Source organism: Streptomyces sp. NPDC038200 (assembly GCF_055600785.1).
The window spans coordinates 336,546-360,486 of sequence record NZ_JBVJYH010000003.1 but is presented as its reverse complement, the minus strand read 5'-3'; the positions used below and the strand labels follow the sequence as shown (position 1 = coordinate 360,486).

Below are 23,941 nucleotides of genomic sequence, written 5' to 3'. Positions count from 1 at the left end.
ACGGAACATGATGACAGTCAGAGTGGTGTACGGGATTCCCGATCGGCGGTCCGGAGAGGACGATGGGGGACAGGCCCTGCGGGCCCGGACCGCCCGACACACTCAGCGATCGGAGCACTGTGAAACGCCTGCGCCGGCCGAGTCGGATGCCGATCGACCCGTACATCGTGCTGCTGCTCGGCACGGTGGGTCTCGCCGCGCTCCTCCCGGCCCGCGGCACCGCCGCCGACGTGACCTCCGGCGCCTCCACGGCCGCGATCGCCTTCCTCTTCTTCCTCTACGGCGCCCGGCTGTCCACCCGGGAGGCGCTGGACGGGCTCAAGCACTGGCGGCTCCACCTCACCGTGCTGATCTGCACCTTCGTCGTCTTCCCGGTGTTCGGGCTCGCCGCGCGCGGGCTGGTGCCGGCCCTGCTGACCCAGCCGCTCTACCAGGGGCTGCTGTTCCTGACGCTGGTGCCGTCCACGATCCAGTCGTCCATCGCGTTCACCTCGATCGCCCGCGGCAACGTGCCCGCCGCGATCTGCGCCGGGTCCTTCTCCTCCCTCGCCGGGATCGTCCTCACCCCGCTGCTCGCGGCGGGACTGCTCGGCGGCGACGAGGTCGGGTTCTCCACGGACTCGCTGGTGAAGATCGTGCTCCAGCTGCTGGTGCCGTTCCTCGCCGGGCAGGTGCTGCGGCGCTGGATCGGCCCCTTCGTCACCCGGCACAAGAAGGTCCTCGGCCTGGTCGACCGCGGCTCCATCCTGCTGGTCGTCTACACCGCCTTCAGCGAGGGCATGACCCAGGGCATCTGGCACCAGGTCAGCGCCGTGCGGCTGGCCGGACTGCTCGGCGTCGAGGCCGTGCTGCTGGCCGTGATGCTGATCCTGACCTGGTACGGCGCCAAGGCGCTCGGCTTCGGCCGGGCGGACCGGATCGCCATCCAGTTCGCCGGGTCGAAGAAGTCGCTCGCCTCCGGTCTGCCCATGGCCAGTGTCCTGTTCGGCAGCCACGCCTCGCTGGCCGTCCTGCCACTGATGCTGTTCCACCAGATGCAGCTGATGGTGTGCGCGGTCATCGCCAAGCGCCGGGCCCACGATCCGGAGGTGACGACGGACGCGTCCGAGGAGACCGCGGACGCGTCCGAGGGGTCAGCCGCGCACCCGGTCCAGGGGCAGCCACAGGACCGTGTCCTGCGCTGACCGCAGGAGGTCCGGGTCCGCCAGCTCCTCGTCCGTGAGCGCCCGGTCCCACACCCGCACCTCGTCCAGCGCGCCGGTGAGGAAGGCCCGCCCGTCCATGCGCTGACCGACGTGGACGCCGAAGGGCGAGTTGCGGCTGACCGAGCCCGGGACGTCGGCGACGGAGGACTGCGCGCCGTCGACGGACAGCGACAGCCGGCCGGCGCCCCGGCGCAGCACGGCGTGGTGCCACTGTCCGTCGTTGTACGCCGCGGCCGTGCGCACGAACGCGGTCTGCGGCGGGGCGGCGCCGTTCCGCACGGTGATCAGGGCCTGCACGCGGTTGCTCGCGGGCTCCCCGCGCAGCCACACCTGCGGCTGGCTCGTGCCGATCCCGCCCATCCACAGCAGCGGCTGCTCCCCGGTGGTCGCCGAGTAGCGGAACCAGAGGGAGGCCGTGAAGTCCTGCGTCCCCAGGGGGAGCGCGGTGCGGTACGGCAGCCGGACGGCGTCGCCGGTGCCGTCGAACTCCAGGGCGCCACCGGACACCCCGTCCGTCTCCTCCGGGGCGCCGAGCACCGCCGCCGGGCGGGCGTGCGGCGCGCGGTCGGAGGTGACCGGGTCGGGACCGCGGCGCGGCGCGAGCCAGTCCTCGGTGAAGCGGGCGAAGCGGATCTCGTCGCGCGCGTCGACCGCACCGCCCTCGTACAGCAGGCCGACCGTGCCGGAGCCGAGGCGCGCCATGTCGGAGTAGCCGGACCAGTCCGTGGTGACGACCGTGCCGCGGTCCACGCTCTCCCAGGTCCGGCCGCCGTCGTAGGAGGAGCGGATCATCATCGTGCGGCGCCGGTCGGGGTCGCCGGGGCAGGCGAGCAGGATGCGGTCGCCCAGGCGCAGCATCGCCCCCTGCACCTGCGGGGTGTACAGATCCGGCAGGTCGCGGAAGGGCGCGGTGAAGCTGCCGCCGCCGTCCCGGCTGACGGCCTGGGTGCGGTGGCCGAGGTCGGTGCCGTCCTGCTCCCGGCCGCTCACCAGGATCGATCCGTCGCCGCGCTCGGCCAGGGTCAGCTCGGAGGGCTTCTGCCGGAAGGTTCCGTCGTCGGCGATCGGCCAGGTGTCACGGGCGCCGATCCGCCAGTGGCCGCCGTGGTCGTCGCTGACGATCAGGGCCGCGTGGTTGGCGCTGACCCTGCTGCCGTTCCAGGTCTCGGTGTTGACCCCGAAGACCAGGCGCCCCGCGTACCGGCCGTGGGTGAGCTGGATGCCGTGCACGGGACCGGTGGCGTACCAGGAGTTCCAGTCGGCGGGCAGGATCTCGGGGCTCAGGTCGCGCGGCCGCGACCAGCTACGGCCGTCGTCGTCGCTGTACTGGAGGTGCGGGGTGCGGTCGCAGGGGACCGAGCAGCCGGCGCTGTCGCCGCGGCCCGTGTTGTACGTCGCGGCGAGCCAGACGCGGCCGGTGGCGCGGTCCACGATCGGCGCCGGGTTGCCGTGCGTGTCACCGGCGCCCTCGGTGACCACCTGCAAGGGGCCCCAGGTGCGCCCGCCGTCGGCGGACCGCTTGAGCACGATGTCGATGTCGGCGGCGTCCCCGCAGTTGAGGACCCGGCCCTCGGCGAACGCCAGCAGCGTGCCGTCGGTCGTGCGCACCACCGCCGGGATGCGGAAGCACGCGTACCCGGGGTCCTGAGCGGCCTTGAACAGCACCTGCTGGTCGAACTCCGTTGCCTTCGAGAGCGGTTGGGCATGAGCGGAGGGAGCGGGGAGGAGCGGTACGAGCAGGCCGGCCAGGAGCACGGCGGCGGAGGCGAGCGCGGATCTGAGACGGGTGCGAAGACATGACGGCACGGTGCGACCTGCCCTTCGTCGGCCGGACATCTGGTCATCCGGACATCCCATGTCCAACGTGCGTCCCACCGACGGTAGTTGGGTGTGCGGCACGTCACAAGAACCGTGCAGGCGGTTACGGTCGCAGGACGACCTTGCCGAGGTTGGCCCGGCTGGTGACCGCCTCGTGCGCCGCCGCCGCGTCCTCCAGCGCGAACTCCCCGTGCACGGCGGGCTTCAGGGCGCCCTCGGCGAACAGCCGCCACAGCTCCTGCCGCCACTGCTCGTACAGCTCCGGCCGGCCGCGGGCGATCAGCGCCATCTGGAAGCCGATCACCGACTTGGCGCCCACCAGCAGGTCGTACGCCCGGACGGTGCCGCCGCCCGAGCTGTAGGCGACCAGCCGGCCGTGCGGGGCGAGCGCGGCGACGGCGGGGGTGAGCAGTTCGCCGCCGACGGCGTCCAGCACGCAGTCGACGGGCTCCCCCCAGGTGTCGTCGTCGTACCGGACGCAGTCGTCCGCGCCGAGCGAGCGGACGAAGTCCGCCTTGTCCGCACCCGACACGGCGCCCAGTACGCGTCCAGCGCCCCGCGTCCGTGCCAGCTGCACCGCGAGATGCCCGACGCCGCTCGCCGCCGCCGTGACGAGGACCGACTCTCCCGGCGCGAGCCGTGCCGCCTCCAGCACGCCGAGCGCCACCAGGCCGCTGCGCACCAGTGCGATCGCGGTCACCGCGTCCGCGTCCCGTGGTACCGGCGAGGCCATGGCCTCGTGGATCAGGGCGAAGTCGGCGTAGCCGTGCCCGAAGCAGAGTCCCGTCACCCGGTCGCCGGTGCGGAAGCGGGTCACGCCCTCGCCGGCGGCCACCACCTCGCCCGCGACCTCACCGCCCAGCGTCACCGGCTCCGCGGCCTCGGTCACCTTGCGGACCATCGGCAGGGTGATGCCCACGGCCTCGCAGCGCACCAGCAGCTCTCCGGGGCCCGGCTCCGGGACGGGGGCCTCCTCCAGGAACAGCGGGCCACCCACGGACGTGTAGCGGACTCGGCGCATCGGAACCTCCGGACGCCGGGCGTGCCCCGGCGCGGTCGATCGTTGGGAATACCCACGAATTCATGGGGAGTCCCCACGGTAAGGGGGCTTCGTTGGGAAGTCCAATGATTCTTCGGATAGTCTGCCGCCATGGCCGAAGCACCCCTGCCCGCGATCCGCTCGCTGCCCAGCTGGCTCCTCGGCCGGGCCGCCGCACGAGGCCGCGCCCTGGTGGCCGACGCCCTCGCGGCCGAAGGGCTGAAACTCTGGCACCACGTCGTCCTGTCCGCCCTCCGCGACCTCGCCCCGGTCGCCCAGGCCGACCTCGGCCGCAGCGTGGGCCTCGACCCCAAGGACCTCGTCGGCGTCCTGAACGACCTCCAGTCCGCCGGTCTGGCCGTCCGCGCCCCCGACCCCCGCGACCGGCGCAAGAACGCCGTCTCCCTCACCGACGACGGCGCCCGGCTCCTCGTGCGCTGCGAGAAGGCCGCCCAGGAGGCCAACGACGCACTGCTCGCCCCGCTGTCGGCCGCCGAACGCGATCAGTTCATGGGCCTGTTGATCCGGATTTCCGGCACGGACGGCTGACGGCGGTTAACGTTCCGTCATGACCGCAGCCCTCGTGCCCGATCCGCAGCGCGCCGCCCTTGTCCTCGTCGACCTGATGGAACGCGTCGTCGCGCTGCCCCTGGAACCCCGTAAAGGCGCCGAAGTCCTCGCGACGGCCGAGGAACTGGCAAACGCCTTCCGCCGCGCCGGCGCCCTCGTCGTGCTCGTACGGGTCGAGCGTCCCGCCGTCGCCGAACAGCCCCCCGGCAGCGGACTCGTGCCCGGCCTGCTCCGGGAGGGCGACCTGGAGGTGGTCAAGCGGACGGTCGGCGCCTTCCAGGGCACCGGACTGGACGAGCGGCTGCGCGAACGCGGCGTCACCACGCTGGTGTTCGGCGGCATCGCCACCAACCTCGGCGTCGAGTCCACCGCCCGAGCGGCCGCCGACCTCGGCTACGACCTCGTCTTCGCCGAGGACGCCATGGCCGCCCTCACCGGCGCGGAGCACGAGGCGTCCGTACGGCTCGACTTCCCCCGGCTGGGCACCGTCACCACCGCCTCCCGGATCCGCGCCGCCCTCGGCTGACGGACCGCACCGGCGGCCCGCCTCCCGGTCCACGACGCCCCCCGGGGGGGTGCTTCCCCGGCGGCCGGTTCCCCGCCGCCGAGCAGCGGGGAACCGGTCAGCCGTGGGCGGCCGCCTCCCGCAGGGCGATCCGGTCCTCGCCCGCGTACACGTTCATCGAGCTGCCCCGCAGGAAGCCCACCAGGGTCAGACCGGTCTCCGCGGCCAGGTCCACCGCCAGCGACGACGGCGCCGACACGGCCGCGAGCACCGGGATGCCCGCCATGACCGCCTTCTGCGCCAGCTCGAAGGAGGCCCGGCCGGAGACCATGAGAATGGTCCGGGACAGCGGCAGCGCGTCGCTCTGCAGCGCCCGTCCGACCAGCTTGTCGACCGCGTTGTGCCGGCCCACGTCCTCCCGGGTGTCCAGCAGCTCCCCGTCCTCGCTGAACAGGGCCGCCGCGTGCAGGCCCCCGGTCCGGTCGAACACCCGCTGGGCCGCGCGCAGCCGGTCGGGAAGGGCCGCCAGCAGCTCGGGGGTGACCCGCAGCCGGGGAGTGTCGGCGATCGGCCAGCGCGTGGTCGTCCGCACGGCGTCCAGACTGGCCTTGCCGCACAGCCCGCACGAGGAGGACGTGTAGACGTTCCGCTCCAGGCCGAAGTCCGGGAGGACGACGCCCGGCGCGGTCTTCACGTCGACCACGTTGTAGGTGTTGGAGCCGTCCGCCGTCGCCCCCGCGCAGTAGACGATGTTCTGCAGATCGGCCCCGGTGGCCAGGACGCCCTCGCTCACCAGGAAGCCGGCCGCCAGCGCGAAGTCGTCGCCCGGTGTGCGCATGGTGATGGCGAGCGGCTTGCCGTTCAGGCGTATCTCCAGGGGTTCCTCGGCGACGAGCGTGTCCGGCCGGGTGGAGACCGCCCCGTCCCGGATACGCAGGACCTTGCGTCGTTCCGTGACTCGTCCCATGTTCTGATGCCCCGGTTCTGTACGTGCTGGCAGCCGAAACGGCCCTTGATGCTGAGGTTGCCGCGGGTCACCGGGCAGCCGTGCGGCGAGGTGACCTCGACGCTCTCATTGTCCTGCACATGGAGGGCGAGCGGGCGTGCCGCGTCCTGTGCACGGAGGGTGAGCGTGCGTGCCCGCGTCCTGCACACGGAGGGTGAGCGTGCGTGCCCGCGTCCTGCACACGGAGGGTGAGCGTGCGTGCCGCCCCGCAGGACGCGCTGGATCTCGACGGCACCCGGAGCGCGCTCCCCTTCCAGCCGGCGATCGTGATGCTCGGGCTGTCGGCCGCGTTCGGCGGCACGCTCGTCGAGCGCAACGGGCCGCGATGGGCGATGACCCTGGCCCTCGTCTGCTTCTCCTCCGGCTTCCGCGTCTCCGCGCTCGGCGCCGAGACGCGGCAGTACCGGCTGATCGTCCTCGGCTACGGCTTCGTCGGCGGGATCGGCCTCGGCATCGGCTGCATCTCGCCCGTCTCCCCTCTGATCAAGTGGTTCCCGGACCGGCCGGGCATGACCACCGGCATTGCCTTCGTGACCCTCGGCGTCCTGTCTGAAGAACCTCTTCGGCACCTACCAGGTCGGCGCCGTCCACGGGCGGCTGCTCACCGCGGGGCTGATCGCCCTGTCCTGGCTCTGGGTGGCGGAACCCCTGGCCTACGGCGTGTACGAGCCGGCGCGGAAGGCGACACAGCTGTTCACGGGCTGAGTGTTCGGGCGTCCGAGGGCCTCAGGGAAGCCGACAACCCGGGCGCCCGATTCCTGTGGCATCACCTGCCGCCGTACTCGCGAGTCACTGATCAGACTGGTGGATCCCGCAACACACGGCACGAGGGGACCCCCGACATGAACGGCTCGCGCATCGCCGCCATCGGTCACTATCAGCCCGCCAGGGTGCTCACCAACGACGCCCTGGCGGACATGGTCGACACCAGCGACGAGTGGATCCGCAGCCGGGTGGGCATCCGGACCCGGCACCTCGCCGGCCCCGACGAGCCCGTCGACGAGCTGGCCGCGCACGCCGCCGCCAAGGCCCTCGCCGCTGCCGGACTCGCGCCGCACGACATCGACCTCGTGCTGGTGGCGACGTCCACCGCGATCGACCGCTCCCCGAACACCGCCGCCCGGGTGGCCGCCCGCCTCGGCATTCCCCAGCCGGCCGCGATGGACGTCAACGTCGTCTGCGCCGGCTTCACCCACGCCCTCGCCACCGCCGACCACACGGTCCGGGCGGGCGCCGCGACCCGGGCGCTCGTCATCGGCGCCGACAAGATGTCCGACGTCACCGACTGGACCGACCGCACCACCTGCGTCCTGGTCGGCGACGGCGCCGGGGCGGCCGTGGTGGAGGCGTGCGGGCCGGACCGGCAGCCCGGGATCGGGCCGGTGCTGTGGGGATCGGTGCCCGAGATGGGCCACGCGGTGCGCATCGAGGGCACGCCGCCGCGGTTCGCGCAGGAGGGACAGAGCGTCTACCGCTGGGCCACCACCCGGCTGCCCGCCATCGCCCGGCAGGCCTGCGCGAAGGCCGGGGTGGCGCCCGAGGACCTCGCCGGGGTCGTCCTGCACCAGGCCAACCTGCGGATCATCGAGCCGCTGGCCGAGAAGCTGGGCGCCGTCAACGCGGTGGTCGCCCGCGACGTCACCGAGTCCGGCAACACCTCGGCCGCCAGCATTCCGCTCGCCTTCTCCAAGCTGGTCGAACGGGGCGCTCTCAGCAGCGGCGACCGGGTCCTGCTGTTCGGGTTCGGCGGGAACCTGTCGTACGCCGGGCAGGTCGTGCGCTGCCCGTGAGAGCCCGAGGGGCTCGGGAGCGATCCCGGCCGGATCCGTGCGTGCTTGCCCGCACCCCGCCGGGCGGTCGGCGGAGCAGACCGTGAAGGGGGCCGGGAGGCGGGGAGCCGCGGCGGGGGAGCGGCGGCCCGGGAACGTCCCGGAACGCCGGCTCATGCCGTGATCCCTCACGCCGCGTACGCGGCATCTCGCAGACCGCATACGGTCCGCGATGCGGCGGTCCGGACCGCCCGTGCCGCCGCCCCACGGACGGATACGCAGGTGAAACGCACTCCGAAACCTTGGTATTGTTGTCCATGTCGCCGCGGGGAACACACCCCGCAAGGCGGCAGACACCTAGTCCGGGTGGCGGAATGGCAGACGCGCTAGCTTGAGGTGCTAGTGCCCTTTATCGGGCGTGGGGGTTCAAGTCCCCCCTCGGACACCAGCAAAGACCCCAGTTGACCTGGGGTTTTTCTGTTTCTCTGGCTGCGGTGTGACCAACCACCAACAGCCGAGCGAACTTCTGGTCAGACCAGGGATGACAGGCCGATTCGGGCAGTGCTGGAAGCGGCCAGCTTCTTCGCCCCTTCGGCGCGACGCCTGCCGTAGCGCGCCATGGTGGAGCCCGGCGAGTGGTGCCGGGCGTTGGCCGAGACCTCTACCGGGTTCTCGTGGTTGTCGAGATCGTTCGTGATCTTCGATGCCCGCCAGTCGTGCAGCCGGAAGTGCTCCGGCAGGTGCAGGCGGTTGCGTGCCGTCCGCCAGCGGGCCGACACCTTCTCCGGGTCCTGCGGCCCGCCTGCCTCGCCCCGGTACAGCTTGAAGCCGTCGCGGGCGAACACGAGGTCATGGTCCACCCGGAGATCCCCGAGGCGTTCCCGCTCCGCGTCCTGGCGTTCCTTCTGCCACTTGAGGACGTTCATCTGAGGACGTTCATCAGGGCTTGGTCTACGTAGCTGATCGCGTTGTCGTCTCCGTCCTTGGTGAACTTGCGCAGCCGGTAGGTGTTGCCTTCCGCGACCACGACCCAGGCCAGTTCGATGGCGCACTCATCCCAGTGGATGAGCGACCACTTCCACCCCAGCACTTCGCTGCGGCGGCTTCTTGTGCTCCCGGCCTAACCAGTAGCGGGGGGTAAGGGAGAGAGCGTCACCGCCATCGCCAAGACGCTGGGGATCTTTCGCTTTGTACCGGCACATCGGTGAGAGCGCCTGAGACAGGCGCACGGGGGCGCAGTCAGGCGCTCACCTCGGAGCGCACCGGAACGGGTGGGCGAACACCGGTGAGCGCCTCCGCTCGGGCAACGAGCCGGGGTGCAAGGTCGGGATACCAGCCACGGGCTACGGCTTGCAGCATCTCGGCCAGAGCCGCGAGTTCCCCGATTCGGCCGACCGGGGTGTCGAGGGTCGGCGCGAACTCCCCGCGGATGCGGGCGGCTACGTCGGGAACGAGCAGGCTGTTGGCGTGAAGGAGCCCAGCGTCATAGCCGAAGGGCACCAAGCCCCACCGCTCCCAGTCCAGCAGGCAGAGGGGCGCAACGGTGAGGTTGCCCCAGTGCAGGTCACCGTGACCGGTCACCCGCTCCACCGTGTCGGGGGCCGGGATGCCGAGGAACTGGGGGAAGGCCCGTTCGATCCACCCGTCTCCGACGGTCGTCTTCACACCCTCCACTTCAGCGAGCAGGGCAAGGGCTCGGCGAAGGTCCGCCCACCACTCGTCAGGCAACCCCGGGTCGTGGTCGATGTCGGCTCGGTTCGGGGACACGATCGGCTGCGTCACGTAGTCGAGGACTTCCGCCTCGAAAGCCCACTCGCCGTCAGTCCAGTCGTGCACCTCGTACAGGCGGGGACGAGGGACCTCGTCAGGCACCAGCTCGGAGGCGCCGACGATGCCCTCCCCCCGCTTCCTGCCCGCGTTCCTCTTCGCCGTCCGGCTCACCCGCAGCCACCGGTCCCCCGCTCGGCGTCCGAGGGTGACACCGAGAAAGCCCCACGCCAGCGACCCCGTACAGGTGAGACCCAGTACCTTGGCCGCCCGGTCGTGGGCGGCCTCCATCAGGGCCTGCACATCCTCATTCACCGGCGAGTTCATCCGTCACCCTCCTGAGTTCCTGGGCCGTCAGAGGCGCAGCCAGAGCCTTCGCCGCATCGTCCCAGTGTTCACGGGTGCTCGCGGAAGTCAGGACGACATCAAGGCCAGGGCACGAGCCAGCGGCCAGCAGGGCAGCGGCTGCGGCCGACGAGCCAGGGCGGATGAGGTTCACCAGTTCAGGTGTCATGGCATCGAGGAGCGCGCCGCCGTGCAGGGGCGCGGAGCCGAACGTGATCAGCCCCGCGTCCTTCGCCTGCACCAGTGGTCCGCCACCGTTCAGGGCCTGCGTGATCGGGGCATCCATGATCAGGCTGATGGGCATCTGCAAGCCCGTGAAGTGGTGCTCGGCTGAACCCGCCGCCTGCCGGGCGAGCGTGAGCAGCTCGGGAACACTGAAGGCTCCGGAGGTCAGGCCCGACCATGTGGCGACGCCGTACCCGCCGATCCTGCCCGCGTGGGCGAACTCCTCCAGCGCCGTGAAGGCTTCCCGCACACGCCCATGCGGATCCGCACGGTCAAGGCCCTGGCCGTCATGCTCCGGGTTGTGCACGAACACCAGGTCCACGCGCCCGAGCGTGGCCAGCGAGCGCTCCGTCCGCCAGCGGACAAAGCCCCGCTCAAGGCTGTGCCTACTGGCCGCCTCCTCCCGGGTGAGCACGCCGTCAGCCAGTGCGGCGCGGCTCTGTTCCTCTGTGAGGAACCCTGCCTTCGTGGCTACCCGCACGGTCGGGTACTCCCTGAGAAGCGGGCGCAGTTCCTCGTGCGCCCGACCGTGGGCATAGTTGGGTGCCGTGTCCACCCAGGGGCTACCGGCGGCCAGGGCGGTGCGTGCCGCCTGACTGACATCACGCACGCGGTATGTCCCCAGAGAGAGCGCGGCGGTCACAGCGCCGTCCCCACGACTGCGACGGCGTGGCCTTCGATGAGAACGGAGACCAGCTCGGCTACCTCCTTGACCTCCAGTCCGGCGGAGTCGGCCATCTCGCCCAACGTGGCCGGTTGGTTGGTCAGCAGCGTGCCCAGTGCGGGAGCGGCGGACTCGGCGAAGTCCCACGCGGTACCGGCCGCCGAGAAGGTGACCGTGCCCTCTGCCGGGTTCGCCGTCAGGCGCCCTCGCGGAGCGGTCAGCTTGACCGTGATCTCCGACCGTGCGGGGAGGCCGTCCACGTAGGGCAGGGACGGAATCGCGTGGCCCAGGTCGATCGTGTCGATCGACTCCGCCCACCGCTCCACGAGGCGCGGGGCCGCCATCATGTAGGCCACCTCATGGCGCAGGGCGTCGGTGAAGTCGGCCTGTTCCGTCAGCGAGCCGAAGCGCGGGATGTCCCTGCGGAGCGCGAGGGACGCCCGAAGCTGGTCCACGACCCAGACCATCAGGTCAGCGCCCGTGTGTGTGACCGTGCCGAAGGTGAGGTGAAGGGATTCCGTCCCCTGGTCAGCGGTGACGGAGTGCCACCAGCCGCGCGGCAGGTAGAGCACGTCACCCGGGGACAGAACGAGGTCCGCCAGGGGGTCGCCTTCCGGCTCCTCCGGTGACTCCACGTCCCGGAAGGTCGGTGCCTCACGGGTCATCCCCCACAGGCGCCACCGCTTCGAGCCGTGCAGTTGGACCACCACCACGTCGTGGTCGTCCCAGTGCCGGCCGAAGCCCTCCCGCTCGGTCCACGAGGCGTACACGTTGGCCTGCACGGAAGTCCCGAGGAAGCGAGCCAGCCCCTCCGCAGCCGCCCCCACAGCGGGGTGGATCTTCTCCACCGCGTCGAGTACCAGCGACGCCCCGTCCCTGAGCTGGGCGTGGAAGTCGGACGGTTGGATGCGGGACCAGGTGACCGCTCGGCGGTTCGTGGTGGGGATGGCGTAGCGGTGGAGCGGGACCATCTCGCCGTCGACGGAGAGGCGCAGCCGGGGCGGCTCCAGCCGCTGTGTGGCGATGATTCGGTTCAGGTCGTCCCAGGAGAACAGGCCCGCCGTGTCGGTGCCTCCGGGGATGTGTGCGTACGAGCGGTGGTACGTCTGGGCGAGGAACTCGTCCCCGCCCAGACGCCCCGCCCACGAGGCTGCATCAAGCAACGTGGGCGCTCCCGTCAGTCGTTGCCGTCGGAACGGCCACCGCTGACGTCCGACTCCTGCTCGGCACGAGTGCGCGCGGCCACGATCTTCCGCTTCGCGACGAGCAGACCACGCCCCTCGGGGGCCACCGAACCGGTGTTCTCTTCCACCATCGGACTACCTCTCTCTTCTCGGGGACTCCCGCCCGGGATCAGGCGGGAAGCAAAGGGGGACAACGGCGAGCCCGGCGGTTACCGGACAGCCACCTCACGAACCGGGCCGTACGTCCGGCCGCCGTCGTATGACACCCGCAGAGGCATGCGTCCGCCGTCGCGGTTCCTCGTTTCGTCTCGCTCGGTCGCCACCATGGGGGAAATCATTGGCCCAGAAATCGGCGGCTGTGTAGTTCTTTCCCGTCATGGGCTAAAGATCATGAACGGCAAGCGGTAGACCACTCCGCCAACAAGGCTCGCGCTTCCTCCCCGAACAACGCGTAACCCTCCAGCGTGGAGAACAGTTCGAGATGCATTTCGATGTCTCGTGGATCTCTCAGGATCACGACCCCGGTCGTGTTCTCCACAGTGGCCAGCGTGTTGTCATAGACGGTGAAGGTGTCCATGGGTGCCATGGGCTTGTATCCCGCGATGGGGATAACGCCGAGCTTCACGTTCGCAAGGTGGGTAAGTGAGGCCAGCCGGTCAATCTGCATGGCCATCGCGGCCGGGGGCAGGAGCGGCCACCTCACAGCCTGCTCGGTCAGGATGAAGGTAAACCGCTTCTTCGTATCGTAAAGAACCTCTTGCCGCTCCAGCTTCCTCGCGATCGTCTTGGTGACATCGGCCGGAGAATGGGCAAGGCTGGCCCGGATGTACTCAGGCGTGGAAAGTAGTCCCGTAATCATCGAGAGCAGGAAGAAGCGGAATTCCGTAGACGAGGATTCGAAGGCTGCAAGTTCGGTCTGCTTCTTCTCAAGGCCCCTACGGCGCAGCGAGCGCAGGTCTTGCCATTCGGTGTTGGCCAGCCGCGCGAGGGCGATGACCTCCTCGATGACCTCGGGCGGAGCCACAACAGCCCGGAGGATTCTTTCCAGGTCCAGCAGGCTCGGCTGAGCTTTCCCGTTCTCGATCCGACTGATCTTCGATTGGGACATGTTGCAACGCCGAGCGAGCCGGTCCCCAGTGAGGCCGGCTCGCTTGCGTAGTTCTTTCAGAAGGGCCGCCAGTTCCTGTTTGGGCTGGCCCATCTGCTCAGGGTCGAACGTCACCCGCTCACGTACTCCAGGAATGGAACCGACTCGGCAACGGCAATTCGCTTCCACTGCCGGTACGGTTCGGGATCGCCCTCGTGCAGCTCTCGGTTTATCTGCGTCCCGTCCGCCCGGTAGTTCATCAGGACCACCTTGGACTCATCGAACATCCAGAAGTCCTGGCCCGGAAGTCCCGGGTTCTCCCGGTCGGTGAGGTCGAGGATGCGGATATCCTCGCCCACCTTCACGTGGTGCCGGTAGTAATACTCGAACTCGAACCGGAGGTAGTCCGAGAGTGGGCGGGTCACGACGTGTACCCTGCCGACGCTCTTTCCTTCCGAGGTCCATTGCCGAACCTCGTCCATCCATGCCGACGTGTAATCGTCGGGGGATTTCTCCCCGGCGAGGAAGCGCTTCAGCTTCTCCGCTTCCGGGGGCATGGTGTAGGCGGGCAGCGTCTCCAGCCGCCACGCCTCACGCTCCATGGAATCGAAGCAGTCATTCCACGCGTCACCATCCAAGTGCACGGAATGCCTCCCTGAGAACCGCCTCGGGGATTTCCACGAGCCCTTCCCCGGAGGGCGGAGTGAAGGCGTCGGACACGTCGCCCTGCACCACGAACGATCCGGTAGCCGTGCGGTACACGTTCGGGCAGTCCTTCTCTCCGCACTCGCCGTTGCCGTTGCCCGTGAGCCGGGTGAGTGCCGAACGTTCGGACATGCCAAACCCCCCTTGCTCCGGCCCCGTTGGGCCGCCTGCCCAACGACACTAGAGGGGGCGGTGTCACGCGTCTATGCGTGAACGCGACTATGCGTGTCCTTGCATAAACAGGGCGGCGACCGCCCCGGCCCACCCCCGCGGTACGCGGTCGCGCACGTGCCCGTGCGGACTGGGCGTAGCCCGTGGCGCCGTCCGGGAAGCCGGACCGGGGACGGACTCCTCGTAGGAGGGTCGGTCACGTGACCAGCGCATGACCAACAGGGGCCCGAGAGGGCCTGAAACAGCAGGAAAGAACAGGAGAAACGCCCGCCGAAATCAATCCTGTCGACGGGCGTTTCCCCAGTTCAGAGCGGTTGGGAGCTGGTGCCCGAGTGGAGAGTTCAAGTCCCCCCTCGGACACAGACAAGAAACCCCATGGCTTCGGCCGTGGGGTTTCTTCGTTGCCCAGGGGTTTCTTCGTCGGCGGAGCGGGGCCGTTCCGGGGCCGGAGAAAAACCGGTACCCGTCCGCTGATCGTTTTCCTAGACTCGCCACGCGCGCCGCACCGACACCGCGGTAGCGCGCTTCATCAGCCGTGGGAACCGAGGGGAGCCGGGCCGTGCGTGACCGTACCGCCGTCGTCGTTCCCCCCGCACGCTCCGAGGTGATCCTGGTGTCCTCGTCCGTCCGGTGCCCGCTGCGCGGCCGGCACCGGATGCCCGTGACGCCCCGCTGACCCCGGCGGCCCGCCCGGCACCCGCCCGGCCGCCGCCGAACCGTCGGCCCCGTCCGGCACACGGGAATCGCGCTGCCCTTCCTCGAGCACCACTTCCCGAAAGGCACCGGGCCGTGCGCACGCACCTCGACACCCTCACCGCCGTCCGCAACCTCGGCATCCTCGCCCACGTCGACGCCGGCAAGACCACCGTCACCGAGCGGATCCTGTACGCGACGGGCACCACCCACAAGCGGGGCGAGGTGCACGACGGCACCACCGTCACCGACTTCGACCCGCAGGAACGCGACCGCGGCATCACCATCTTCGCCGCCGCGGTGAGCTGCGCCTGGGACGGCCGTCGCATCAACCTCATCGACACCCCCGGTCACATCGACTTCGCCGACGAGGTCGAGCGGTCGCTGCGCGTCCTCGACGGGGCCGTCGCCGTGTTCGACGCCGTCGCCGGGGTCGAACCGCAGAGCGAGTCCGTCTGGCGGCAGGCCGACCGGCACGGCGTCCCCAGAATCGCGTTCGTCAACAAACTGGACCGCGCCGGCGCCGACCTCGACCGGGCCGTCGCCTCCATCCGGGACCGGCTGCATCCCACCCCGTTGGTCGTCCAGCTGCCGATCGGCGCCGAGGACGGCTTCACCGGAGTCGTGGACCTGGTGCGGATGCGGTCCCTGGTGTGGCGCGACGGGGAGAGCGCGGCCGTGGCAGGGGCGGTGCCCGAGGAACTGCGCGAGGAGGCGGTACGACGACGGCGCGCGCTGGAGGAGGCCGTGGCGGAACGCCATCCCGCCGCCCTGGAGGAGTTCTGCGACCGGGAGATGCTCTCCGCCGCGACCCTCACCGCCGCCCTGCGCGACCTCACCCGCAGCGGCGACGGCGTGGTCGTGCTGTGCGGCTCCGCCTACCGCAACCGCGGCATCGAACCGCTGCTGGACGCGGTGGTGGCCTACCTCCCGTCGCCGCTGGACGTGCCCGCCGTACGCGGTGTCCACCGGGGCGCCGAACAGCGGCGGGCCGCCGATCCCGGCGCGCCCTTCGCGGGCCTCGTGTTCAAGGTGAACGCGACCGCCACCGGGCGCCTGGCCTACGTGCGCGTCTACTCGGGCACGGTCGAGAAGGGGGACACGGTGTGGGACCCGGGCAGCGGGCGCACCGAGCGGGTGGCGCGGATCCTGCGGGTCATGGCGGACCGGCACGTCCAGCTGGACCGGGCGGTCGCCGGTGACATCGTCGCGCTCGCGGGCCTGAAGTCGGCCCGCACCGGCGCCACGCTCTGCGACCCCGGCGCCCCGCTGCTGCTGGAGCCGCCCGTGGCCGCGGAGCCCGTGGTGTCCGTGGCGGTCGAGGCCCGGCGCGGCACGGACACCGGCCGGCTGGCCACGGCGCTCGCCCGGCTCGCCGAGGAGGATCCCTCGCTGGTGGTGCGCACCGACGCCGAGACCGGTCAGACCGTGCTCTCCGGGATGGGCGAACTCCATCTGGAGGTCGCGGTGGAGAAGATCCGCCGTGACGGCGGGCCGGAGGTCACCGTGGGCCGGCCACGCGTCGCCTACCGGGAGACCGTCGTCGGCGGTGTGCGCGGCTTCGTGTTCCGGCACGTCAAGCAGGACGGCGGGGCGGGGCAGTTCGCGCATGTCGTCCTCGATGTGGAGCCGCTCGGCCCGGAACCGGGAGTCACCGGCTTCGCGTTCCGGTCCGCCGTGGTCGGCGGGCGGGTGCCGCAGGAGTACGTGCGCGCGGTGGAGGCCGGGTGCCGGGACGCGCTCGCCGAGGGACCTCTCGACGGGCACCCGGTGACCGGGCTGCGCGTCACGCTCACCGACGGCTCCACCCATGTGAAGGACTCCTCCGACACGGCCTTCCGCACGGCGGGCCGGCTGGGTCTGCGCGAGGCCCTGCGGGCGTGTACGGTCGCGCTGCTCGAACCGGTCGCCGAGGTCACGGTGACCGTGCCCGAGGACGCGGTCGGCGGGGTCCTCGGCGACCTGGCCGCCCGGCGCGGCCGGGTCGGCGGCTCGGAGAACCGGGGCGGCGCGGCCGTACTGACCGCGACCGTGCCGCTGGCCGAGCTGTTCGGCTACGCGACCCGGCTGCGCAGCCGCACCCAGGGCCGCGGCACTTTCACCAGCCGGCCCGCCGGCTACGCACAGGCGCCGGCCCGGTGAGAGGCGACCACTGACGGCGCGGCCCGCCCCCATGAGCCACGGTGCTCGTGGGGGCGGGGGCTCCGGCGTCCGGGTCGTTGCCGGCGTCCGGGCGGTCGCCGGCGTCCGGGTCGTTGCCGGCGTCCCGGCCGTCGCCGGAGTCCGGGCGGTCATCGGAGTCCGGGCCGTCAGCGGAGTCCGCCCCGTCATATTGCAACGGCCGATCCAAAACCAGTACGCTCCGATCATGGCGCGACCGAGGATGTTCGACGAGGAGCGGGCCCTGGACGCGGCGATGCGCACGTTCTGGGAGAAGGGCTACGAGGCCACCTCCACCCAGGACCTGTGCGACGCCACCGGGCTGGGGCGCAGCAGCATCTACAACACCTTCAAGAGCAAGCGCGACCTGTTCCAGCGCGCCCTCCACCACTACATGACCACCATGAACGCGTCCCAGCTGGCCGCGCTGGAGGACCCGGAGCGCACGGGGGCCGACCGTGTCCGCGCCCTGTTCGCCCTGGTGCTCGACGGAGACGCGCGCAACCGTCCGGCAGGCCGCAGCCTGGGCTGCCTCACCGTGAACACGACGGTCGAACTGGCCGGCCGGGACGCCGACGCGGCCGGGATGCTGGAACGCGACACGGCCGCCCGGCTGGCCTCGCTGCGCGCGGCCGTCGAGGCCGGTCGGCGCGACGGCAGCATCACCTCGTCCCGGGACGCCGGCGACCTGGCCCGGTTCCTCAACGCCGCCGTCGCGGGGCTGCGGGTCTCCGCGCAGGGCGGTGCCGATCGCGCCGCCCTGGAGTCCATCGCGGCGATCGCCCTGGACGTCCTGACCGCCTGAGCCCACCCGGAAGTCCCCGCGCGGAGCCGTCGTCCGCGGCTCTTCCGGTGCCCTTATTTTGGACTCCTCGATCCATAACTACCTCTGTCCAGCGACTCCCGGCCGACCGATGCCCGCTTCCCGTTCGATCGATCCGCGGCTCCGCGAGCCGATCGACCGGCGCTTTCGTACCGATCGATCCGTCACGCCCGTGCCCCGCGCGCGAGCCCGCCCCGAAGGAGACCCGCCGTGCCCCGTGCCGTCTACGTGCTGTCGATCGGCATCTTCGCCATGGTGACCAGCGAGTTCGCGGTCGCCGGCCTGATGCCGCAGATGGCCGCCGGCCTGCACGCCACCGTCCCGCGGATCGGCTACCTCATCACCGCGTTCGCCGCCGCCATGGCCCTCGGCGGGCCGGTCCTCACCGTGGCGGTGAGGAAACTCCCGCCGCGCACCGCCCTGCTCGTGCTCTTCGCCGTGTTCCTGGCCGGCAACGTGCTCGCCGCCACCGCCACCGGCTACGCCGCCATGCTGGTCGCCCGTGTCGTCACCGGCGTCGCCTCCCAGGCCTTCTTCGGCGTCGCCATCTCACTGTGCGCCCGGCTCACCCGCCCCGAGGTCCGGGGCCGGGCCGTCGCCGTCGCCCTGAACGGCCTGATGCTGGGCACCCTGCTCGGACTGCCGCTGGCCACCCTGGTCGGCGAACGGCTCGGCTGGCGGGCCGCCTTCTGGGCCGTCTCGGTGCTCGCCCTGGTCGCCGCCGCGGCCACCGCGGCCGGCGTCCCGCGGCTCGCCTCCGAGCCGGGCGGCGGGCTGCGCGCCGAGGCCGGGGTCTTCGCACGGCCCCGGCTGTGGCTGGCGCTGGTCACCAGCACACTGATCATCGGCGCCACCTTCGCGGCCTTCAGCTACTTCCACCCCATCCTCACCGGACTCGCCGGCTTCTCCGCCGGGACGGTCCCGCTGCTGCTGATCGCGTACGGCGCCGCCACCGTCGTCGGCAACACGGTCGTCGGCCGGCTCGCCGACCGGTACACCCTGCCCGTGCTCGCCGTCGGCCTGCTGCTCAACCTGCTCTTCCTGACCGGCTTCGCCCTCTTCGCCGGCGCACCCGCCGCGGCGGTGGTCTGCATGCTGGGCATCGGCCTGGCCGGGGTGACGATGAACCCGGCCATGGTCACCCGGGTCCAACGCGCGGGCAACGCCGGTGCGCTGGTCAACACCGTCCACTCCTCCTTCATCACGCTCGGCGTCATCATCGGCTCGTCCCTCGGTGCCGTCGCCCTGGACCTCTGGAGCCTGCGCGCCCCGCTGTGGCTCGGCGCCGCCCTGGCCGCCGTCGGACTGCTCACCGTCCTGCCCGAACTGCGCCCCGGCGCAGGGGCGATGACGGCGCGGCGGGGGACCGCGGTGGCGCGCGGCGGTACGGCGCCGGAGGTGCGGGAATCCGCGCGCGAGAGCTGATCCGGCGCCGCTGACACGAGTCCGCGGCCCACCGGACCGGATCGTGCTGCCGAATCCCTTGACGATCGGCCCTCGTGCGGATTAACTCACGTCCTAAATTAAGTCATGAGTGCAACCCCCGAAGGGACACCGGGAGCCATGCGCAGCATCCGAGCCGCCGCCGTAGGCGCCGTCACCTTGTCACTCGCCCTCGCGGCCACGGCCTGCGGAGGCGGATCGGCCAGCGGCGGGTCGAACGACTCCCCGAAGACGCTGACGTACTGGGCATCCAACCAGGGCGCCAGCATCGCCGTGGACAAGAAGGTCCTCCAGCCCGAACTCGACAAGTTCGAGAAGCAGACCGGCATCAAGGTGAAGCTGGAGGTCGTGCCCTGGTCCGATCTGCTCAACCGGATCCTGACCGCGACCACCTCGGGCCAGGGCCCGGACGTGCTGAACATCGGCAACACCTGGAGCGCCTCCCTGCAGGCCACCGGCGCGCTGCTCCCGTGGGACCAGAAGAACTTCGCGAAGATAGGCGGCAAGGACCGGTTCGTGGACTCCGCGCTCGGCTCGACCGGCGTGCCGGACAAGGACCCGGCGGCGGTGCCGCTGTACTCGATGGCGTACGCGCTCTACTACAACAAGCAGATCTTCGCCGACGCCGGGATCAGCAAGCCCCCGGCCACCTGGGACGAGCTGGTCGCCGACGGCAAGAAGATCAAGGCCAAGGGCAAGTCCGTGCTGGGCGCCGAGGGCTCGAACCTCTCGGAGAACGTCCACCACGTCTTCGTCTTCGCCAGGCAGCACGGCGCGGACTTCTTCACCGCCGACGGCAAGCCCGACTTCACCAACCCCAAGGTGGTCGACGCCGTCAAGCAGTACGTCGACCTGATGGCCAAGGACAAGGTCATCCCGACCGGCGACGCCGAGTACGCGCAGAACCAGTCCGTCAGCGACTTCGCCAAGGGCAAGCAGGCGATGCTGCTGTGGCAGTCCGCCGCCGCCAACCTCAAGTCCCAGGGCATGAGCGAGGACGCCTACGGCATCGCGCCGGTGCCGGTGAGGTCCGGCACCCCCGGCACCGGCACCCAGACCAACTCCATGGTCGCCGGCATCAACATCGCCGTCTTCAAGAACACGCACAATCTCGACGGCGCCGCGAAGTTCGTGAAGTTCATGACGTCCGACGCCGAACAGAAGCTCCTCAACACGGCGTACAGCTCCATCCCGCCGGTCAGGACCGCCCAGCAGGATCCGGCGTTCGGCGCGCCCGCCACCGCGGTGCTGAAGAACACCCTCGCCACCAGCGCCGCCGCACTGCCGCAGGTGCCGTCCGAGTCGCAGTTCGAGACGACGGTCGGCACGGCCGTCAAGGAGCTGTTCGCGGACGCCGCCGCCGGCCGCGCCGTGACCGTCGACTCGGTCAAGGCGAAGCTGGAGAAGGCCCAGCAGCAGATGCCGGCGGCGTGAACGGAATGACGACCACCGCACTGAAGGAACCGGTGCGCGACACGTCCCCCGGTGCGGCGCGCGAACCTCGCCGCCGCACCGGGTGGATCCGCCGCGTCTCCCTGCCGTACCTGCTGCTCCTGCCCGCCCTGCTCCTCGAACTCCTGGTCCACCTGGTGCCGATGGTGATCGGCATCGTGATGAGCTTCAAGGAACTCACCCAGTTCTACATCCGCGACTGGGGCACCGCCCCCTGGAGCGGCCTCGACAACTACAAGGTGTCGGTGGACTTCGACGCCCCCGTCGGCAAGGCGCTGCTGCACTCGTTCGGCGTCACCGTCGGGTTCACCCTGCTGTCGGTCGGCCTGTGCTGGCTCATCGGCACCGCCGCCGCGGTCTTCATGCAGGACACCTTCCGCGGGCGCGGCCTGCTGCGCGCACTGTTCCTGGTGCCGTACGCGCTGCCCGTCTACGCGGCCGTCATCACCTGGGTGTTCATGTTCCAGCACGACAACGGCCTGGTGAACCACGTCCTGCACGACCAGCTGCACCTCACCGACGAGCGGTCCTTCTGGCTCATCGGGGACAACAGCTTCTACGCCCTGCTGACCGTGTCCGTGTGGAAGGGCTGGCCGTTCGCGTTCCTCATCGTCACGGCCGGGCTGCAGAACATCCCCCGGGAGCTGTACGAGGCCGCCGCGCTGGACGGCGCCGGGATGTGGCAGCAGATCCGCCGCATCACCCTGCCGTCGCTGCGCCCGGTCAACCAGGTGCTGGTGCTGGTGCTGTTCCTGTGGACGTTCAACGACTTCAACACGCCGTACGTGCTGTTCGGCAAGTCCGCCCCCGAGGCCGCCGACCTCATCTCGGTGCACATCTACCAGTCCTCCTTCGTCACCTGGAACTTCGGCACCGGCTCGGCCATGTCCGTCCTGCTGCTGCTCTTCCTGCTCGTGGTGACGGGCGGATACCTGCTGGTCACGTCCCGCGGACGGAGGGCCGCCGATGTCTAGCGTCAACTCGCCGATGGCGCCGCCGCGTTCGTTCGTGTGGTCCCGCCGGATCTTCCTCGCCCTGCTGGCCGGCTTCGTGCTGATCCCGGTGTACGTGATGGTCTCCAGCTCGCTGAAGCCCCTCGCCGACGTCAGCGGCAAGTTCCGCTGGCTGCCGAGCGGGCTGACCTTCCGCCCGTACATCGACATCTGGTCGACCGTGCCGCTCGCGAAGTACTTCGTGAACTCGCTGATCGTGGCCGGCGCGGCGACCGTCTGCTCGGTGGTCATCGCGGTGTTCGCCGCCTACGCCGTCAGCCGCTACGAGTTCCGCGGCAAACGGGTCTTCACGGTCACCGTGCTGTCGACGCAGATGCTCCCGGGCATCCTCTTCCTCCTCCCGCTCTTCCTGATCTACGTCAACATCGGCAACGCCACCGGCATCGCCCTGTTCGGCTCCCGCGCGGGGCTGATCCTGACGTATCTCACCTTCTCGCTGCCGTTCTCCATCTGGATGCTGATCGGATACTTCGACTCGGTGCCGCGCGACCTGGACGAGGCGGCACTCGTGGACGGCTGCGGCCCCCTCGGCGCGCTGCTCAGGATCGTCGTACCGGCCGCGGTCCCCGGCATCGTCGCGGTCGCCGTGTACGCCTTCATGACCGCCTGGGGAGAGGTGCTCTTCGCCTCGGTCATGACCAACGACACCACCCGCACCCTCGCCGTCGGCCTCCAGGGCTACTCCACCCTCAACGACGTCTACTGGAACCAGATCATGGCCGCCTCGCTGGTCGTCAGCGTGCCCGTGGTGGCCGGCTTCCTGCTGTTGCAGCGCTATCTCGTCGCAGGTCTGACGGCGGGCGCCGTCAAGTGACCCACACCCCTGATCCCGAAGGGACTTCCGTGTCCGAACCCATCGACCTCGCCGCCTTCCCGCACGACTTTCTGTGGGGCACGGCCACAGCGGCGTACCAGATCGAGGGAGCCGTCGCCGAGGACGGCCGCGCGCCCTCCATCTGGGACACCTTCTCCCACACCCCGGGGAAGATCGCGAACGACGACAACGGCGACGTCGCCTGCGACCACTACCACCGCTGGCCCGAGGACATCGGCCTGATGCGGCAACTCGGCGTCAACGCCTACCGGCTGTCCGTGGCCTGGCCGCGCGTGGTCCCCGGCGGCACCGGCCCGGTGAACCCCGAGGGGCTCGCCTTCTACGACGCGCTGGTGGACGCCCTGCTGGAGGCGGGCATCACCCCGTCGGTCACCCTCTACCACTGGGACCTGCCGCAGGCGCTCCAGGACCGGGGCGGCTGGCCCGAGCGGGACACGGCGTTCGCGTTCGCCGAGTACGCCTCGGCCGTCGCCGCCCGCCTCGGCGACCGCGTCAAGCTCTGGGCCACTCTCAACGAGCCCTCCTGCTCGGCCTGGATCGGCCATCTGGAAGGCAAGATGGCGCCCGGCTGGACCGACCTCGGCGCCGCCGTCCGCGCCTCGTCCCATCTGCTCCTCGGCCACGGCCTCGCCACCCAGGCGATCCGCGCCGCCGCGCCCGGAGCGCAGGTCGGCATCGTCAACAACCTCTCCACCGTGTACCCGGCCACCGACCGGCCCGAGGACGTGGCGGCGGCCCGCCGGCACGACGGCCACGTCAACCGCTGGTGGCTCGACCCGGTGCACGGCCGCGGCTTCCCCGCCGACATGGTGGAGACCTACGGCGTCGAACCGCCCGTCGGCGACGACGACCTGGCGACCATCGCCGCCCCGCTGGACTGGCTCGGCCTGAACTACTACTTCCCGGCGTACGTCGCCGACGACCCCGAGGGGCCCGCGCCGTTCGCCCGTTCGGTCCGGCGCGAGGGCGTCCCGCGCACCGGCATGGACTGGGAGATCGACGCGTCCGGCATCGAGACGCTGCTGATCCGGCTCACCGAGGAGTACGGCGCCCGCAAGCTCTACGTCACCGAGAACGGCTCCGCCTTCCCGGACGTCGTCCGCCCCGACGGCAGCGTCGACGACCCCGAGCGCCAGGACTACCTGGAACGCCACCTGGCCGCGTGCGCCTCGGCCGTCCGCAAGGGCGCCCCGCTGGCCGGCTACTTCGCCTGGTCCCTGCTGGACAACTTCGAGTGGGCCTACGGCTACGACAAGCGCTTCGGCCTGGTCCACGTCGACTACCGCACCCAGGTCCGCACGATCAAGGGCAGTGGCCGCCGGTACGCGGACATCGTCCGCGTCCATCGCGGTCAGGATCGCCGGGCCGCCTGAGCCGGGCCCGGACGGCCGGTGGACACGAGGAGGGAGCCCGTGTCCACCGGCCCGCACACCCGTACGTATCTGTCATGTACGTGACATAG

Annotated in this window: 23 protein-coding genes, 1 tRNA gene and 1 pseudogene; 12 read left to right on the top strand and 13 right to left on the bottom strand. The window is 70.8% G+C overall.

What is annotated here, in order from left to right; all coding sequences use genetic code 11:
* The first annotated feature begins 146 nt into the window (after nt 1-146).
* Nucleotides 147-1,184: a bile acid:sodium symporter family protein gene (locus ACZ7KF_RS09010; protein ID WP_471070544.1), complete on the top strand. Its 1,038-nt coding sequence runs from the start codon at nt 147-149 to the stop codon at nt 1,182-1,184.
* On the opposite strand, the gene ACZ7KF_RS09005 is transcribed toward ACZ7KF_RS09010, so the two are convergent.
* Both ACZ7KF_RS09005 and ACZ7KF_RS09000 read right to left on the bottom strand, forming a co-directional pair.
* Nucleotides 1,134-3,011: an exo-alpha-sialidase gene (locus tag ACZ7KF_RS09005; protein WP_471070542.1), complete on the bottom strand. Its 1,878-nt coding sequence runs from the start codon at nt 3,009-3,011 to the stop codon at nt 1,134-1,136. The genes ACZ7KF_RS09010 and ACZ7KF_RS09005 overlap by 51 nt on opposite strands.
* Before the next feature lie 115 nt (nt 3,012-3,126).
* On the bottom strand, nt 3,127-4,044 hold the full coding sequence (locus ACZ7KF_RS09000; RefSeq protein WP_471070540.1) for a quinone oxidoreductase family protein: 918 nt from the start codon (nt 4,042-4,044) through the stop codon (nt 3,127-3,129).
* A 129-nt stretch (nt 4,045-4,173) separates the two neighbouring features.
* Here ACZ7KF_RS09000 and ACZ7KF_RS08995 point away from each other — a divergent pair, with 129 nt between their 5' ends.
* On the top strand, nt 4,174-4,611 hold the full coding sequence (locus ACZ7KF_RS08995; protein ID WP_471070538.1) for a MarR family winged helix-turn-helix transcriptional regulator: 438 nt from the start codon (nt 4,174-4,176) through the stop codon (nt 4,609-4,611).
* A 19-nt stretch (nt 4,612-4,630) separates the two neighbouring features.
* Complete coding sequence (locus ACZ7KF_RS08990) at nt 4,631-5,158, top strand: isochorismatase family protein (protein WP_471070536.1); 528 nt, start codon at nt 4,631-4,633, stop codon at nt 5,156-5,158.
* A gap of 97 nt (nt 5,159-5,255) precedes the next feature.
* Here the strand turns inward: ACZ7KF_RS08990 and fdhD are convergent, their stop codons facing one another.
* Both fdhD and ACZ7KF_RS08980 read right to left on the bottom strand, forming a co-directional pair.
* On the bottom strand, nt 5,256-6,104 hold the full coding sequence (gene fdhD / locus ACZ7KF_RS08985; RefSeq protein WP_471070534.1) for a formate dehydrogenase accessory sulfurtransferase FdhD: 849 nt from the start codon (nt 6,102-6,104) through the stop codon (nt 5,256-5,258).
* Nucleotides 6,105-6,115: 11 nt separating this feature from the next.
* A pseudogene (locus tag ACZ7KF_RS08980) lies at nt 6,116-6,235 on the bottom strand (2Fe-2S iron-sulfur cluster-binding protein); the annotation flags it as partial.
* 750 nt (nt 6,236-6,985) lie between these two features.
* Here ACZ7KF_RS08980 and ACZ7KF_RS08975 point away from each other — a divergent pair.
* Both ACZ7KF_RS08975 and ACZ7KF_RS08970 read left to right on the top strand, forming a co-directional pair.
* Nucleotides 6,986-7,933, top strand: a complete 948-nt coding sequence (locus ACZ7KF_RS08975) for a beta-ketoacyl-ACP synthase III (RefSeq protein ID WP_471070959.1) — start codon at nt 6,986-6,988, stop codon at nt 7,931-7,933.
* A 339-nt stretch (nt 7,934-8,272) separates the two neighbouring features.
* A tRNA-Leu gene (locus ACZ7KF_RS08970) sits at nt 8,273-8,360 on the top strand.
* Nucleotides 8,361-8,442: 82 nt separating this feature from the next.
* Here ACZ7KF_RS08970 and ACZ7KF_RS08965 read toward each other — a convergent pair.
* From ACZ7KF_RS08965 to ACZ7KF_RS08925, 9 genes are all read right to left on the bottom strand, one after another.
* A complete protein-coding gene (locus tag ACZ7KF_RS08965) occupies nt 8,443-8,838 on the bottom strand; it encodes a hypothetical protein (RefSeq protein ID WP_471070532.1) in 396 nt (131 codons plus the stop codon).
* Nucleotides 8,835-9,002, bottom strand: coding sequence for a hypothetical protein (locus ACZ7KF_RS08960; protein ID WP_471070530.1), 168 nt, complete (start codon nt 9,000-9,002; stop codon nt 8,835-8,837). The genes ACZ7KF_RS08965 and ACZ7KF_RS08960 overlap by 4 nt, the downstream gene beginning before the upstream one ends.
* 149 nt (nt 9,003-9,151) lie before the next feature.
* Complete coding sequence (locus ACZ7KF_RS08955) at nt 9,152-10,006, bottom strand: hypothetical protein (protein WP_471070528.1); 855 nt, start codon at nt 10,004-10,006, stop codon at nt 9,152-9,154.
* Nucleotides 9,987-10,892, bottom strand: a complete 906-nt coding sequence (locus tag ACZ7KF_RS08950; RefSeq protein WP_471070526.1) for an aldo/keto reductase — start codon at nt 10,890-10,892, stop codon at nt 9,987-9,989. Before ACZ7KF_RS08950 ends, ACZ7KF_RS08955 begins: the two co-directional genes overlap by 20 nt.
* A complete protein-coding gene (locus ACZ7KF_RS08945; protein WP_471070524.1) occupies nt 10,889-12,076 on the bottom strand; it encodes a cupin domain-containing protein in 1,188 nt (395 codons plus the stop codon). The genes ACZ7KF_RS08950 and ACZ7KF_RS08945 overlap by 4 nt, the downstream gene beginning before the upstream one ends.
* Nucleotides 12,077-12,090: 14 nt before the next feature.
* The gene (locus ACZ7KF_RS08940) at nt 12,091-12,228 is read right to left on the bottom strand and encodes a hypothetical protein (RefSeq protein WP_471070522.1); all 138 of its coding nucleotides are present in this window, start codon (nt 12,226-12,228) and stop codon (nt 12,091-12,093) included.
* A 257-nt stretch (nt 12,229-12,485) separates the two neighbouring features.
* Nucleotides 12,486-13,319, bottom strand: a complete 834-nt coding sequence (locus ACZ7KF_RS08935) for a helix-turn-helix domain-containing protein (RefSeq protein WP_471070521.1) — start codon at nt 13,317-13,319, stop codon at nt 12,486-12,488.
* On the bottom strand, nt 13,316-13,828 hold the full coding sequence (locus tag ACZ7KF_RS08930) for a DUF6879 family protein (RefSeq protein ID WP_471070519.1): 513 nt from the start codon (nt 13,826-13,828) through the stop codon (nt 13,316-13,318). Before ACZ7KF_RS08930 ends, ACZ7KF_RS08935 begins: the two co-directional genes overlap by 4 nt.
* Nucleotides 13,812-14,021 carry a hypothetical protein gene (locus tag ACZ7KF_RS08925; RefSeq protein ID WP_189418471.1) on the bottom strand — a complete coding sequence of 70 codons (210 nt, stop codon included), beginning with the start codon at nt 14,019-14,021 and terminating at the stop codon, nt 13,812-13,814. The genes ACZ7KF_RS08930 and ACZ7KF_RS08925 overlap by 17 nt, the downstream gene beginning before the upstream one ends.
* Nucleotides 14,022-14,849: 828 nt before the next feature.
* Between ACZ7KF_RS08925 and fusA the strand changes: the two genes are divergently transcribed.
* The 7 genes from fusA to ACZ7KF_RS08890 all read left to right on the top strand — a co-directional run bounded on the left by fusA (nt 14,850) and on the right by ACZ7KF_RS08890 (nt 23,852).
* Nucleotides 14,850-16,895, top strand: coding sequence for an elongation factor G (gene fusA / locus ACZ7KF_RS08920; protein ID WP_471070517.1), 2,046 nt, complete (start codon nt 14,850-14,852; stop codon nt 16,893-16,895).
* A 226-nt stretch (nt 16,896-17,121) separates the two neighbouring features.
* Nucleotides 17,122-17,718 (top strand): TetR/AcrR family transcriptional regulator, encoded by a 597-nt coding sequence (locus tag ACZ7KF_RS08915; protein ID WP_471070515.1) that lies wholly within the window; start codon nt 17,122-17,124, stop codon nt 17,716-17,718.
* Nucleotides 17,719-17,946: 228 nt separating this feature from the next.
* On the top strand, nt 17,947-19,161 hold the full coding sequence (locus ACZ7KF_RS08910) for an MFS transporter (RefSeq protein ID WP_471070513.1): 1,215 nt from the start codon (nt 17,947-17,949) through the stop codon (nt 19,159-19,161).
* A gap of 138 nt (nt 19,162-19,299) precedes the next feature.
* Nucleotides 19,300-20,613: an ABC transporter substrate-binding protein gene (locus ACZ7KF_RS08905; protein WP_471070511.1), complete on the top strand. Its 1,314-nt coding sequence runs from the start codon at nt 19,300-19,302 to the stop codon at nt 20,611-20,613.
* Nucleotides 20,614-20,618: 5 nt separating this feature from the next.
* Nucleotides 20,619-21,605, top strand: a complete 987-nt coding sequence (locus tag ACZ7KF_RS08900) for a carbohydrate ABC transporter permease (RefSeq protein WP_471070509.1) — start codon at nt 20,619-20,621, stop codon at nt 21,603-21,605.
* Nucleotides 21,606-21,618: 13 nt separating this feature from the next.
* Nucleotides 21,619-22,458, top strand: a complete 840-nt coding sequence (locus tag ACZ7KF_RS08895) for a carbohydrate ABC transporter permease (RefSeq protein WP_471070956.1) — start codon at nt 21,619-21,621, stop codon at nt 22,456-22,458.
* 29 nt (nt 22,459-22,487) lie between these two features.
* Nucleotides 22,488-23,852 carry a GH1 family beta-glucosidase gene (locus ACZ7KF_RS08890; protein ID WP_471070507.1) on the top strand — a complete coding sequence of 455 codons (1,365 nt, stop codon included), beginning with the start codon at nt 22,488-22,490 and terminating at the stop codon, nt 23,850-23,852.
* The last annotated feature ends 89 nt before the right edge of the window (nt 23,853-23,941 follow it).

Bases quoted from the DNA above. Each gene is read 5' to 3' on its own strand.
- ACZ7KF_RS09010 (WP_471070544.1), top strand. From the start codon at position 147: ATGCCGATCGACCCGTACATCGTGCTGCTGCTCGGCACGGTGGGTCTC.
- ACZ7KF_RS08995 (WP_471070538.1), top strand. From the start codon at position 4,174: ATGGCCGAAGCACCCCTGCCCGCGATCCGCTCGCTGCCCAGCTGGCTC.
- ACZ7KF_RS08925 (WP_189418471.1), bottom strand. From the start codon at position 14,021: ATGTCCGAACGTTCGGCACTCACCCGGCTCACGGGCAACGGCAACGGC.
- ACZ7KF_RS08900 (WP_471070509.1), top strand. From the start codon at position 20,619: ATGACGACCACCGCACTGAAGGAACCGGTGCGCGACACGTCCCCCGGT.
- ACZ7KF_RS08915 (WP_471070515.1), top strand. From the start codon at position 17,122: ATGGCGCGACCGAGGATGTTCGACGAGGAGCGGGCCCTGGACGCGGCG.
- ACZ7KF_RS08895 (WP_471070956.1), top strand. From the start codon at position 21,619: ATGGCGCCGCCGCGTTCGTTCGTGTGGTCCCGCCGGATCTTCCTCGCC.
- ACZ7KF_RS08940 (WP_471070522.1), bottom strand. From the start codon at position 12,228: ATGGTGGAAGAGAACACCGGTTCGGTGGCCCCCGAGGGGCGTGGTCTG.
- ACZ7KF_RS08955 (WP_471070528.1), bottom strand. From the start codon at position 10,006: ATGAACTCGCCGGTGAATGAGGATGTGCAGGCCCTGATGGAGGCCGCC.
- ACZ7KF_RS08990 (WP_471070536.1), top strand. From the start codon at position 4,631: ATGACCGCAGCCCTCGTGCCCGATCCGCAGCGCGCCGCCCTTGTCCTC.
- fdhD (WP_471070534.1), bottom strand. From the start codon at position 6,104: ATGGGACGAGTCACGGAACGACGCAAGGTCCTGCGTATCCGGGACGGG.
- ACZ7KF_RS08975 (WP_471070959.1), top strand. From the start codon at position 6,986: ATGAACGGCTCGCGCATCGCCGCCATCGGTCACTATCAGCCCGCCAGG.
- ACZ7KF_RS09000 (WP_471070540.1), bottom strand. From the start codon at position 4,044: ATGCGCCGAGTCCGCTACACGTCCGTGGGTGGCCCGCTGTTCCTGGAG.
- ACZ7KF_RS08965 (WP_471070532.1), bottom strand. From the start codon at position 8,838: ATGAACGTCCTCAAGTGGCAGAAGGAACGCCAGGACGCGGAGCGGGAA.
- ACZ7KF_RS08905 (WP_471070511.1), top strand. From the start codon at position 19,300: ATGCGCAGCATCCGAGCCGCCGCCGTAGGCGCCGTCACCTTGTCACTC.